Source organism: Pantanalinema rosaneae CENA516 (assembly GCF_050753385.1).
In the GTDB taxonomy this organism is placed as follows: Bacteria; Cyanobacteriota; Cyanobacteriia; order Leptolyngbyales; family Leptolyngbyaceae; genus Pantanalinema; species Pantanalinema rosaneae.
Genome location: NZ_JBLZFZ010000043.1, coordinates 13,958 through 25,934 on the forward strand (window position 1 = coordinate 13,958; position 11,977 = coordinate 25,934).

The 11,977-nt window shown below is 51.2% G+C and carries 15 protein-coding genes; 10 read left to right on the plus strand and 5 right to left on the minus strand.

The window, feature by feature from the left end; genetic code table 11:
- Window positions 1-27 precede the first annotated feature (27 nt).
- Window positions 28-1,347, minus strand: a complete 1,320-nt coding sequence (locus ACN4EK_RS21830; protein ID WP_431660361.1) for a HEAT repeat domain-containing protein — start codon at window positions 1,345-1,347, stop codon at window positions 28-30.
- Window positions 1,348-1,351: 4 nt separating this feature from the next.
- Entirely contained in the window at window positions 1,352-1,705 is a 354-nt protein-coding gene (locus tag ACN4EK_RS21835) for an ArsR/SmtB family transcription factor (protein ID WP_431660363.1), read from the minus strand.
- Window positions 1,706-2,032: 327 nt separating this feature from the next.
- Between ACN4EK_RS21835 and ACN4EK_RS21840 the strand changes: the two genes are divergently transcribed.
- Window positions 2,033-2,191: a hypothetical protein gene (locus tag ACN4EK_RS21840; protein ID WP_431660364.1), complete on the plus strand. Its 159-nt coding sequence runs from the start codon at window positions 2,033-2,035 to the stop codon at window positions 2,189-2,191.
- Here the strand turns inward: ACN4EK_RS21840 and accB are convergent.
- Together accB and efp are read right to left on the minus strand one after the other, a co-directional pair.
- Window positions 2,168-2,695: an acetyl-CoA carboxylase biotin carboxyl carrier protein gene (gene accB / locus ACN4EK_RS21845; protein ID WP_431660366.1), complete on the minus strand. Its 528-nt coding sequence runs from the start codon at window positions 2,693-2,695 to the stop codon at window positions 2,168-2,170. The two genes, ACN4EK_RS21840 and accB, sit on opposite strands and share 24 nt — an antisense overlap.
- A 39-nt stretch (window positions 2,696-2,734) precedes the next feature.
- Entirely contained in the window at window positions 2,735-3,298 is a 564-nt protein-coding gene (gene efp, locus ACN4EK_RS21850) for an elongation factor P (RefSeq protein WP_431660367.1), read from the minus strand.
- A gap of 23 nt (window positions 3,299-3,321) precedes the next feature.
- On the opposite strand from efp, the gene ACN4EK_RS21855 reads away from it, so the two are divergent.
- The 8 genes from ACN4EK_RS21855 (at window position 3,322) to ACN4EK_RS21890 (ending at window position 9,695) form a co-directional block, all read left to right on the plus strand.
- The gene (locus ACN4EK_RS21855) at window positions 3,322-3,507 is read left to right on the plus strand and encodes a hypothetical protein (protein WP_431660369.1); all 186 of its coding nucleotides are present in this window, start codon (window positions 3,322-3,324) and stop codon (window positions 3,505-3,507) included.
- Window positions 3,508-3,547: 40 nt separating this feature from the next.
- On the plus strand, window positions 3,548-4,672 hold the full coding sequence (locus ACN4EK_RS21860; protein ID WP_431660370.1) for a peptidylprolyl isomerase: 1,125 nt from the start codon (window positions 3,548-3,550) through the stop codon (window positions 4,670-4,672).
- 38 nt (window positions 4,673-4,710) lie between these two features.
- On the plus strand, window positions 4,711-5,001 hold the full coding sequence (locus tag ACN4EK_RS21865) for a hypothetical protein (protein ID WP_431660372.1): 291 nt from the start codon (window positions 4,711-4,713) through the stop codon (window positions 4,999-5,001).
- Window positions 5,001-6,020, plus strand: coding sequence for a thiamine-phosphate kinase (thiL, locus tag ACN4EK_RS21870; RefSeq protein WP_431660373.1), 1,020 nt, complete (start codon window positions 5,001-5,003; stop codon window positions 6,018-6,020). The genes ACN4EK_RS21865 and thiL overlap by 1 nt, the downstream gene beginning before the upstream one ends.
- Window positions 6,021-6,270: 250 nt before the next feature.
- Window positions 6,271-6,765: a hypothetical protein gene (locus ACN4EK_RS21875; RefSeq protein ID WP_431660375.1), complete on the plus strand. Its 495-nt coding sequence runs from the start codon at window positions 6,271-6,273 to the stop codon at window positions 6,763-6,765.
- Between the two features lie 231 nt (window positions 6,766-6,996).
- A complete protein-coding gene (locus tag ACN4EK_RS21880; protein ID WP_431660376.1) occupies window positions 6,997-8,202 on the plus strand; it encodes a glycosyltransferase in 1,206 nt (401 codons plus the stop codon).
- A 283-nt stretch (window positions 8,203-8,485) separates the two neighbouring features.
- The gene (locus ACN4EK_RS21885) at window positions 8,486-8,989 is read left to right on the plus strand and encodes a late competence development ComFB family protein (protein WP_431660377.1); all 504 of its coding nucleotides are present in this window, start codon (window positions 8,486-8,488) and stop codon (window positions 8,987-8,989) included.
- A complete protein-coding gene (locus ACN4EK_RS21890; RefSeq protein ID WP_431660378.1) occupies window positions 8,934-9,695 on the plus strand; it encodes a hypothetical protein in 762 nt (253 codons plus the stop codon). The genes ACN4EK_RS21885 and ACN4EK_RS21890 overlap by 56 nt, the downstream gene beginning before the upstream one ends.
- A gap of 12 nt (window positions 9,696-9,707) precedes the next feature.
- On the opposite strand, the gene ACN4EK_RS21895 is transcribed toward ACN4EK_RS21890, so the two are convergent.
- Window positions 9,708-10,925 (minus strand): extracellular solute-binding protein, encoded by a 1,218-nt coding sequence (locus ACN4EK_RS21895; protein WP_431660380.1) that lies wholly within the window; start codon window positions 10,923-10,925, stop codon window positions 9,708-9,710.
- A 653-nt stretch (window positions 10,926-11,578) separates the two neighbouring features.
- On the opposite strand from ACN4EK_RS21895, the gene ACN4EK_RS21900 reads away from it, so the two are divergent.
- Entirely contained in the window at window positions 11,579-11,944 is a 366-nt protein-coding gene (locus tag ACN4EK_RS21900) for a hypothetical protein (RefSeq protein WP_431660382.1), read from the plus strand.
- Window positions 11,945-11,977: the final 33 nt, after the last annotated feature.

Consider the following 11,977-nt stretch of genomic DNA (forward strand, 5'->3'; position numbering starts at 1 on the left):
GGGATAGTACCACGTTCTTGGATCGATTCAATAGTGGGGCAGTTCAACTTGCCATTCTTGCAGGGCAATCGCTAATCCCTGCCGTAAAGCATCGGCAGTTGTCGGGCTCCCATACATCTCTGTTAAGCGCCGCTGGACATTATGGGCAGTCAACTGTTTTAAGGCGGCAATTACATGTAAGCGTACCCCCGCATCATCAATGGCTAACAACTGAATTAATGGTTCTACGGCGATCGGTTGCTGGAGTTGCCCTAATGCCAGCGCGATCGCCGCTTTAATTGGCATTAACTCAATCGTGGGATGATTCGAGTTCAAAAACTCTACTAGCGTTTGAGCTACCAACGGTTGGCGATCGACCATTGACCACCGCCCTAACATCGTGACAATCTCCTGATACAAGCGCTCAGGTGACTCGGAGGGTAGGGGGGTCGTTAACAGCACTTGCAATGTTTCGAGGGCGGCATCTGTGCCTGCCCAGGCTAAGGCACGAACCATCTCTACCTGAAGTGCAATTGGCACATTGGCTCCCTGCAATGCCCGAAATAACGCCTTGACTGCCGCATCCGTCCCTAATCGTCCCAGGGCAGTAGCAGCCTGCTGGCACACTCCCAGATTAAGATCCCAGAGCCGATCGGCCAGTAGATGTTCGAGATTGAGTTCGTTGGCAAGTTCCGATCGTACCGCTAATCCACTAATTGCTGCTCGTCGCACCATTGCCACCGGATCAGATAAGGCAGCCACTAAAACCGGCGGAATTTGCGGATCATGGAAGCTACTCAAGGCTTCGATCGCTAGGGCGCGGATCGTCGGTTGGGCATCATCAACCACCGTTAATAACGGTGGAATAATGTCGGAATGGCGAATTTGTGCCAAAGCTTGTACCACCGATAACCGGGCTTCCGGTTGGGGGAGCAAACTGGCTAACGCCGCGATCGCCGAGGTGCCCAAATTGGCTAACGCCTCTGCGGCAATTCTACTCAGATCCTCATCGTCAGTGGTTTGCAGCAAATCAACCAGGGCATGAATGGCCGTCGGCTCTCCCAGTTCTCCCAAGATGCGGGCGGCAAACCAACGAACTTCTAACTCGGCATCTTCGTCCCGCAGCAACTCTACCAAAGCAGGCACAGCCATCCGACCCAAGCCAGGGAATACCTTTGCAACCTCCCAACAGTCCTGAAAATCACCGGATTGCAGAACTTGTATAGCCAGTGGCAGGATGGTGTCGCGATCGTCCGGAGTTAATTCCGTCTTTGAATCTGTGCCCAGGCGTTGCTGTAAGCACTGAGACAGATTCGACCAATCCCCCTGGTAGGCAAACTCTTCAGCCCGACTGAACCAATTTGCCATAGGGTTAGCGCTTTCCGGCAAAGGTAAAGGCACGGAAATTTTGGGCTTGCTGTTCAATTCGTTGTGCCAATCGATCGCAGACCAGATTACACAACTCGAAAATCAGGTCATCAGACACACTGTAGTATGCCAGAGTTCCTTCACTGCGCCGAGTTAAAATCCCTGCCTGCACCATGACTTTTAAGTGTTTGGAAACATTTGCCTGACTGGTCGCCGTTGCTTCCACCAAATCCTGCACACATTTCTCACCGTCACGGAGCAAATTGAGAATGCGCAGTCGCATCGGTTCACCTAAAACACTGAAATATTCGGCAACTTGCTGGACAACCTCTTGTGGAACAGGCGGTGGAGAGTTCATGCAATCTCTATGGGTGCGGAGGGAGAACTGATCCCCAGATTTTAGCCACTCCCCTTGATCACCGCAAGCGATTCTTGCTTAACTAACCAGATTTTTATGCATAACTTTATATGCCTAATAAGTGATAAACAGAGAATATCTACTATGGTTGAATGGCCCTGACTTAAGGACACGCTTCACTCTGATCGCCCCCTTTTCTGGTATGCCCGTAGGGCTTTAAGCCCCCAACTTTGGGGGACTTTGAGGTTCGGCTCCCCCAGAATTGGGGGTTTGGGGGCGGTTCGGATGGTTATTTCAGTGCCATTCCACTATGGTTAGAGCAATTTTGTGGATGGTTCTAACCCCGTTAACCACATAGGTGAACACTTCCCGACTTCAGGGAAGGCAGATGGCGATCGCCCAACATGGACAGCCGTTGTTTTAACGATCGCACCTGCCCTGACCGAAGCAGATGAACTGACGTTATCCCGGCAAAATTCGCATTAACGGTTGTTCGTATTCCACAGGCGACCCATTTTGTACCAGGATTTCCAGCACTTCTCCGGCGACTTCCGCTTCCAATTCATTCATTAACTTCATGGCTTCGATGATGCAGACCGTTTGCCCTAGCCGAATGCGATCGCCCACCTCAACAAAAGCGGGTTCATCGGGAGCCGGAGCCCGATAAAACGTCCCGACCATGGGCGACAAAATCTCGACCCAGCGCCGTTCATTCGTTGGCGGCAGGGCACTTTGAGTTGCCGTGGCAGGACTGTCACCGGGTCGATAATCAAAGCTACCTCCTTTCGTCGTAGGAGCAGGGGCAGGCGGAGCGACCACACTTTCTGGCTCAGTTGGCAGACTGGGAACCGTCGTGATCGTCGCTGGCACTACCCGGCTTTCTCGCCGCACCGTTAACTCATAGTCGTCGCTTTTCAGCGTGAGTTCTGTAATATCTGTTTGATTGATTGCCGCCAGCAGTTCGCGGAGTTGAGTTAAATCCAATGGCACAGTACTTGAAACCTCTCAGTCAGGGGCTAGAAGCAAATATCAGGATGACTCTCGACCCAGGTAAGAGTCGTTGCGGGTATCAACTTTGATCCGCTCGCCAATGGTGATAAACAGCGGCACCATGACCTGAGCGCCTGTTTCCACGATCGCTGGCTTAGTTCCGCCCGTCGCCGTATCGCCTTTCACGCCTGGATCAGTTTGCACCACTTCCAGCACTACCGAGTTAGGCAGTTCCACTTCCATCACCTGTTCATTCCAGCGAATGACGTTCACTTCCATCCCTTCTTTGAGATATTTAACGCGATCGCCAATCTGGCTGGCAGTCAGGTGAGATTCTTCATAGGTCTCCATATCCATGAAGACAAAATCATCCCCATCCTTATAGGTATGCTGCATTGTGCTTTTTTCCAGGTTGGCTTGAGGCACGGTTTCCCCCGCCCGGAAGGTGCGTTCAACCACGTTGCCGGATTGCACATTTTTGAGTTTGGTACGGACGAATGCCGACCCTTTGCCCGGTTTGACATGCAAAAATTCGACAACGCGCCAAACTCCTCCGTCTAGCTCAATGCTGACACCCGGTCGAAAATCGTTACTAGAGATCATTGGTCTTGCAGTTGGAGAAAATGATGGCATCCCATTTTACCGCTCAGATGGCGCTTCCAGGTCAGCAATACGGCATAAAGGCACCGCAACCGTTATATCCTGTTACCTTCCACCGGAATCCCACCAAGGGGACGACCCTATGGCAAGATAAAGGGTTAGGGCTACCTGGGCATGTGACGCGGTGCGTTCTATACGTCGAACCAGCCTAAAACATTTACAGGATAGGGCTATGCCGAGTTTGAGAGTTTCATGGTGAACAAACAATCACAGGGATTCGAGACATTAAAGCGTTGGCTAAAGACTGGCGTGACCTTACTGTTACTTGTCACGTTGTCGCTGGGGCTGAGTGCGGCAAAGGATATGCGGATCAGCCGCTTACCGGCGGGCAATGCGATTACCGATAGTCAAGCACTGTTACGCTATGCCTTGCCGATCGACAACCCCACCGTCCGAGACTTGCAAGCCAGTCTAGAGGATATTGCCGTTCAACTCCGCGCTAATCGCCGGTGGGGAGCCGCCGCCAGTGATGTCAGTAAAGCCAGCCGGATTGTCAACAACAATGCTGATAAGTTACTGGCAACCGTTCCCGATGCGAATCAGCCGCAGGCAGAAGCGTTGATTGCGCAACTGAAAGACAATATTGCCACCTTACAAACCACCGTTGAAGCCAAAGATAAGCCACAAGCCTTAGAACAGCGCAGTGCTTTACTAGATCAGGTGGGTAAATTGGAAGCCTTAATGATCGACCAATTTCCCTATGAAGTGCCCGAAACGTACAGTAATCTGCCGCAACTGAAAGGTCGGGCAACGGTGGAATTCACGACCAGCAAGGGCAAAATGACCGCGATCGTCGATGGGTACAGTGCCCCCGTCACCGCCGGGAACTTTGTGGATCTGGTACAACGCGGCTTTTACGATGGTCTACCCTTCACGCGTGCCGAGGAATCCTATGTCTTGCAGGTGGGTGATCCCCCTGGGCCGGAAGTGGGATTTGTTGATCCCAAAACCAAACAATACCGAGCCATTCCCCTGGAAGTCTTAGTCAAAGGGGATGCTGTGCCGACCTATGGCATTACCTTGGAGGATGCCGGACGATTCCGGGAACAACCCGTTTTACCGTTCTCAGCCTTTGGCGCGATGGCATTGGCACGTCCCTCTGATGATCCGAATGGCGGTTCATCCCAGTTCTTCTTCTTCCTATTTGAACCCGAGCTCACCCCTGCCGGAGCCAATCTCTTAGATGGTCGCTATTCCATCTTTGGGTTTGTCGTGGAAGGTAAAGAGGTTTTAGAGGAACTGAAAGCCGGAGACAAGATCGAATCTGCTAAGGTGATTGAGGGCGCAGAAAATCTGGTGCAACCGTCGATCGCCTAATCAAATTCGCTGACATGGCTTTGGTGGAATGGGTACTCATGGCTGGAATTGGACTGCTGGTTGGTTTTTCGATCGCTAATTCGATCCGAACTAATCAGCAGCGGCAACGCTTGTTAGAGGCGTTTTATACCCTATTAGAAACAGAGGCGGGACGAATTTCGTTGATCCAATTGGCGGCATCTGCTCGAGTGGAAGCGGAAGTCGCCCGCCAATTTTTAGATAATCAGGTGAAAGTGTTTAATGCCCTGCCGGAAGTCGATGAGGATGGCAACACGACCTATTGTTTCCCCAAGTTGAAGCATTTAGCTCCGGCTGACGAAGAATGGTAATGCCCGATCGCCCATTACAGGTTCGGGATATTGGCGAACCCGGATTACTGCAACGGCTACAAGCCTTTTGTCCCCCTGAAGTGATTGGCGATGATGCGGCGGTATTCACAACCGCTCCCGGACGATCGCTGGTGGTCACGACCGATGTCCTCGTAGATGGCGTTCACTTCAGCGATCGCACCACCATGCCTGAGGATGTTGGTTGGCGAGCCGTTGCCGCTAACCTATCGGATCTCGCGGCGATGGGAGCCTCTCCCCTGGGGATTACGATCGGTCTGAGTCTGCCGGGTGATGTAACTGTAGAATGGGTCGATCGTTTATATCAAGGCATGACTGCCTGTTTACAGCCTTATGGAACCGCGATCGTCGGGGGCGATATTGTGCGTTCTCCGGTGATCACAATCTCGATTACTGCCTTTGGTGACGTTGATCCCAATCAAGTGATTCGTCGATCAGTTGCCCAACCCGGTGAGGTGATCGTCGTCACTGGTTATCACGGCAGTTCCCGCGCCGGACTGGAATTATTACTCCACCCTGACTTGGGACAGTCCCTTGCTTCCAACGATCGCGATCTATTAATTCGATCGCACCAACGCCCTATTCCTCGCCTGGATGTACTCCCCCTCCTCTTCCCCCCATCTCCCTCACCTACCCTACCTCCCATTGCCGGAATGGACAGCAGCGACGGACTTGCCGATGCCATTGGGCAGATCTGTCGCGCCAGCCAAGTTGGAGCCAGGATCGATCGAGGTCAGATTCCGATCGATCCCGCCCTGCAAGCCTGGGTAGCCCCGGAACAGGCGATCGACTGGGCACTCTATGGCGGCGAAGATTTTGAGTTAGTGCTGACTTTACCCCCAGCACAGGCACAGATCTTGATCAGTCAACTGGGGAAGGGAGCCGCGATCGTCGGGACGACTACCTCCGAACCAGGAGTCTGGTTAGTGGATCCAGCCGATCGTTTCCCTGACCAGCCCTTAACCCTGGAGTCTGGATTTCAACATTTCGGGGTGGGTTAGGCAGCAAAACAGACTGGGAACAGCGTAAAAAATATATGCAACGGGAACAAAGCGACAACTTTTTACGTCTGACGGCTCAACTTCATGCCCAACCTGGACTGATAGCTATCCTCTAGTTGTCGGTATTTACATAAAAAGTTTTTTCTTTAGCAGAATCCTATTAAAAATACAGGGAGTCTCAGAAAAAACACGGTTGATATAGGTAGGAGCTTCTCCATTAGATCGATAACGTTGAGTCAGTAGCAAGCCCATGACAGAATCTGGATCATCTCCTGAACCCAAAAAATCAGCCTGGAGAGTCACGCTAATGCAGGGTGTGATCGGTGCTGTCTCTTTAGCAGGCACAACAGCCATTCCCTTACTTGTGAATCGCTACCTATCACCTCCTCCTACCCCTACGAGCAGCCCCACCTTAGAAGCAACTCCCGCCCAGGTTGCGCCTGCCCAAGTGGCTCCAGCCGTATCCCCGGTGCAAACTCTTGCCGATCCAGGGACTTCGGTGCAAACCAGTCCCCAAATAACGCCGGTGCAAACAACGCCAGCCGCGATCGCTCCGGCAGCAACCGCCCCGATCCCCGTCCTACCTGCCCAGAACGAACCCGTTCCTCCCCCGCCCCCCGAGATTGTCACCTCTCCTCCCCTGGAGCCACTGCAATCTGCGGACAGCCAACCCGAGATCGTGCCAATTCAGGATGAGCAGGAGACGAAGAAAGGGAAAAGGCGGAAGAAAGATAAAGATGACTAGGGCTGACGGGTCGTGCTGTTGGCTAAGTAGCTCCATCGCTTGATCGCTGTTGACCTGCGTAGATTCTGGGGCACTCTAACGACACATCACTGTAATTACGGAACTGGATGAAATTGGGTCAGCCATCCGGACGGCTTGACTTCATCTCAGCTTGATGATTACGGTTAACCGCGATCGAGTGGGCTAAAATCAATGCGACCAAATCACCCTCAGCCAGTTGGAACCCAGGGCATGAAAATTGCGTATTTAATGAATCAACATCCCTACTCTAGCTGCACGTTTATCCGGCGCGAGATGGTAGGGTTGGAAGCCTGTGGCATTTCGGTTGCCCGCTTCTCTATTCGCACCTCGGAAACCAAACTGGTCGATGAAGCCGATCAGCAAGAGGTGGCAAAAACCCGTTACATCCTGAGTGTGGGGGCGATCGGGTTACTTCGCAGTCTCCTACAAGTAGCGGTGAGCCGTCCCAAACGTTGGCTCGACACTATGCAACTAGCCCTGAAAACCGGGTGGCGCTCCGATCGGGGGGTGCTGGTGAATCTGGTGTATGTGGTAGAAGCCTGTGTCCTGCTGCGATGGTGTCGCGAACAGGGGATTCAGCACTTACATGCCCACTTTGGCACTAATCCTGCCAGTGTCGCTATGCTCTGTCATGCTCTGGGGGGACCGACCTACAGCTTCACGGTACATGGGCCCCATGAGTTTGATAAACCGGAAGCGATCGCCCTATCCGAAAAAATTCATCGAGCGGCGTTTGTAGTCGGCATCAGTTCCTTCAGTAAAAGTCAACTTTTCCGGTGGTGTAGCTATAAGCAGTGGTCAAAAATTCACATTATTCGCTGTGGGGTAGATGATTTATTTCTGACCCAAGCCCATGTGCCGTTGCCGACCACCCCTCGATTTGTCTGCGTTGGCAGATTAGGGGAACAGAAGGGACATTTACTGCTGGTGGAAGCTGTCAGCCAGTTAGCCGCCGAAGGATGGCAGTTTAAGGTCGTGTTAGTTGGCGATGGTCCATTGCGACCGCAAATTGAAACCCTGATCAGTCAACTGAATTTACACAATCACATTGAGATTACGGGTTGGGCGAGTAACGCCGAAGTGCGACAACAAATTTTAGCCGCCCAGATCATGGTACTCCCCAGTTTTGCGGAAGGGTTGCCCGTCGTGATTATGGAATCCTTAGCGCTCTCTCGTCCGGTAATTAGTACCTATATTGCCGGCATTCCAGAGCTAGTTAAACCTGGGGAATGTGGCTGGTTAGTGCCCTCCGGCTCAGTTGAGGCATTAGTAGAGGCAATGCGCCAGGCCATGCAAACCCCAGTCACGGATCTCGAACAAATGGGGAAAACTGGAGCGGCACTCGTCGTCCAAAATCACAATGCCGCCTTAGAAGCCAGTCGCCTAGCAGATCTATTTCGCCAATATGTTGCCTAAAACAGTCTGATCCCAAGCCAAAATTGCTCGGCATTCCTTTCTAATCTTGACTAAGATGGTTTACAAAGTCTTAACTGAGGATTAATTCTTCAGCGTCAGTTATTTACTATTAAAGTATGGGGACTAAAAAAACTGACGAGACAACCGAAGCGACATCTGGCGATCGCTGATTTGCCGAATCGTGCTTCTGTTTTTCTGGGTGCTAACGAGATCGCTAAACTGAAATTTGGCTATCTGACTTTCAGCAGCTATACGCCACACTATCCGTTTCTCGGAGCCAGTTATGCCGACAACGCAACCTGAACAATCGCACACTTACCGGAATGTCATGGAATCTTTGGTCGTCCAGGAGGTGGAACAGCAATGTCAACATCTACCGACCCGAGTTGCCAATTACATCAATAAAACCGAAGTCATTGCCTATGCGTTGAACCGATTACCACCCATGTACGCCACTAGCCAGCAAGGATGGCAACAACAACGGACTCGCGCCAGTCGCGAAATGCACAATAAGATCATGATGGCAGTCCGACAGGCGATCGCCGCCGTACAACGTGATCCCCTGCGATCGGCAACGCCGTTAAAGGTAGAGGAAGATCGGGATTCCCAAACCGCTTTACGGGAATTGCAGGAATTATTGAGAACGGATGAACTTTCCTGGCAAACTGTCGTCGATGTTGTTGAGCAAACCTTAATTCGGACGGCTCGTGGAGAAATTACCTGGCGTAAACGTGGTCCTTCATCTGTGCAAACCGGAGACTGGCACGACAACCGCTATTTCTTGTAGACGCAACTTAGACAAAACCAGTCGTCGATCGCCGTTAAGGCTCCGATTCGTTGGCATTTTGTTAGCCGGACTTTTGAATTTAGGTGGGTGGGCAGGCTCCTACCCCGGTGGACAGAGCGCGATCGCGGCTGAACCTGTACCATCCCCATCGGCAACTCCCAAGCCAAATCTTCTACCCAGCGCGGCTCCCCTGGATGTCGTGGCACTGAGGGCTGAAGCCTTGCCTGCCCCTCTCCGCAGCGCTGCTACTATTTCACCGATCGGGTTAACCGTTCCCAGTTTATGGTGGGCAGAAGAACATCACGCGGCTCAAGATCCTTCGGAAACTAAACTAATTGAGAATTGGTTAGCCTACCCACTGACGATCGATGAACCCGGACGGGTGGATGTTGTCGTCAATCGTCAGTTGTGGAGTTTGTTAGATTATCTGGAGCGCTATGAATTTATTAATGAGTTTGGTAATAGCGCCAGGGATTTTGGCTATAACCTGCGAGTATTTGACAGCCGCGCCAGATTGTTAGGGGCTTACACCTGTGATTTTAGTAGTGTCGATCTGGTGGAATTGCAAGAGGCTCAACGATCGCTTCGATCGCCTTTCGTTGACAACCGTACCGATATCACCATTTCTACCCTGCAACGCCCCACTACTCTAATGTGTGATATTGTGCTCGACTCTTCTGGCAAATCAGGTCTACGGGGACGCTAAGCATCCCCAGATCTAAGCTTGACTACCAGCCTGACGAACACTTGCCCATAGTGCCTGATACTGCTGAATTGCCGACTCAGACAACGGTTGGAGAAACTCACTGGACTGGAAAATCGCCCGATCGGGCAAAAGCAGCGAATCAGGTTGCCCCTCGGCAGGGCTCTGCTCTGGAGGTAGCGTTGGGGTAATCGGAGACGTGGCCTGACTTAACTGAGTAATTTGGTTTGCAATATTGGCTTGCCAACAAAAATCAATCCATTGGGCAGCATTGTTCGCTGTAGTGGCCGAACTAGACGCAGGACGTACCCATAAATCTGCCCATAACGCTGTACCAGAACGGGGAACGATCGCGGCAATCTGCTGACTTCGCTTCATCAAGGACAGGATATCCTGTGACCACCCCACGGCAACCCAGGTGTCCTCTAATAACAATGGTTGCAGGTAATTGGTAGAGCTATAAAATTTAATATTTTGCTGAAGCGCCAACAGTTCCGCTTTCAGAGCAGTCACCGCTTGCAAATCCTCAGTGTTATAGGATTTTCCTAACTTCTTCAGGGTTAAGCCAATCACTTCCCGTGGATGATCGAGCAGAGAAATTCGACCCCGTAAGTCCGATCGCCACAAATCACTCCAATCGGTGGGGGGGGGTAATTGTCGAGCCGCAAACACATCCTGCCGATAGGCAATCATCGTACTGCCCCAACGATAGGGAGCCGCCCACACCTGGTCTTGAGTCAGCTTTTGACCTGCCGGAGCCGGACGAGTGACTAAGGCTTGCCACCGGGGATCTAAATTCCGCCAGTTCTGCAATGGCGTAACATCAAGCGGTTGGAGTAACCCCTGCCGAATTGCCAGATCCAGCCAGTAATCCCCCAACGTCACCAGATCGGGAACCGATCGGTTCGAGCGATCGCCCACCCACGGCACCCAATCAGGTAATCGCCAAGAGGAAGGAGGAGACGGCGTTTTACTGGTACGTTGCCAGGTTTGCAACCGTTCAAACAACAGTTGCAATTGCGGTTCTGGCGTAGTCTGCAAGGCGATCGAGCGATGCGATCGCGTAAATTCACCGAGAACTTGCAAGGGAATTGACCGTTGCAGGAGTTGAATGGTCAATGGAGAGTTCGGTTGATTATTGCATCCTACTAGCAGTTGGCTGATTGTCCAGCCTGCGACTCCAGTCAGTAGCGATCGCCGACTTATAGGGAAAGATGAAAGCTTAATTGACATTCAGAGTTAACGGGATTGGCTAAGTTGAACGAGGACTGCTAGTTGCCACCGATGCGATTTTAGAGTAGAAATTAGCCTTCTAAGGTTACTTGAATCGGCATCTGCTGCGCCAAGTTAAATCAGACACATTCCCTATTCTGCCATCAATTCCTGCGGCTTGCCGCCAGAGCAACCTACGATCGTTTATTGATCAACGATAACGGGTGAATGGGCTGGAATCCATTAGAAAAATCGTAATTATACGGTTGTTATTTCCAGGCTCAATCCTTGTTTCGATCTGTAATTAGAGAGATCTTCTGTAACAATTCAAATTGCTTCAATCGCGCTGGGAATCTGAGGAGCAATAATATTAACCAGCCGTTGAGTTCGCTTCTCTCTTGAGGTCAGAAATTATCAATCGCTGTCTCTCGATTCGATCGGGGCGAACCAAACCACAACATCCAGCATTTGCCCTGAAAACGTTTCGATTATTTGCAAATACATCAGCATACAAATCAAGCCTAGCTGTTGTTTGAGCGTTTTACATCAGATGGAAATCCTGTGGTCTTGGCAAATCTTGAATCAAAGGTTAAATGATTCAGGAATAAGCCGCAATGTTGCAAGTCATTATCTAGAATGTAGGCTAAGAACTACTAGGGCAATTGGGGCATTAGATGGATACTCTACAAAAGCAAATTGGTACATTAACTACAAAAGTTGATGCCTTGTATCAATTGGTTGACCAGTTGAGTAATAAGGTTACGGAAGTGTGGTCTGAATGCAAACAAAGACCAGACTCGATTCATCCCTCTGATGCTGGCATGATCGCTCGCTATCGTTCTCAGCATAGTGGTTTAGATGCAGCAATGGAACATAAGGACGTGCTGATCGACGCGGGGGGCTTGGACTCACCTCTGCAAAGCAATGAAAAGCCGTTGTCGCCTGAAATTCAAGTGCAGCGATTAACCGCTCAACTGACGGCAGCCTATAGCCGCATCGCTGCTCTCGAAGAACAATTGTTTTCGCAACGGGTTCACTAAATTCCCCAGCGTTGACCGAGCCATTCCAGGGGA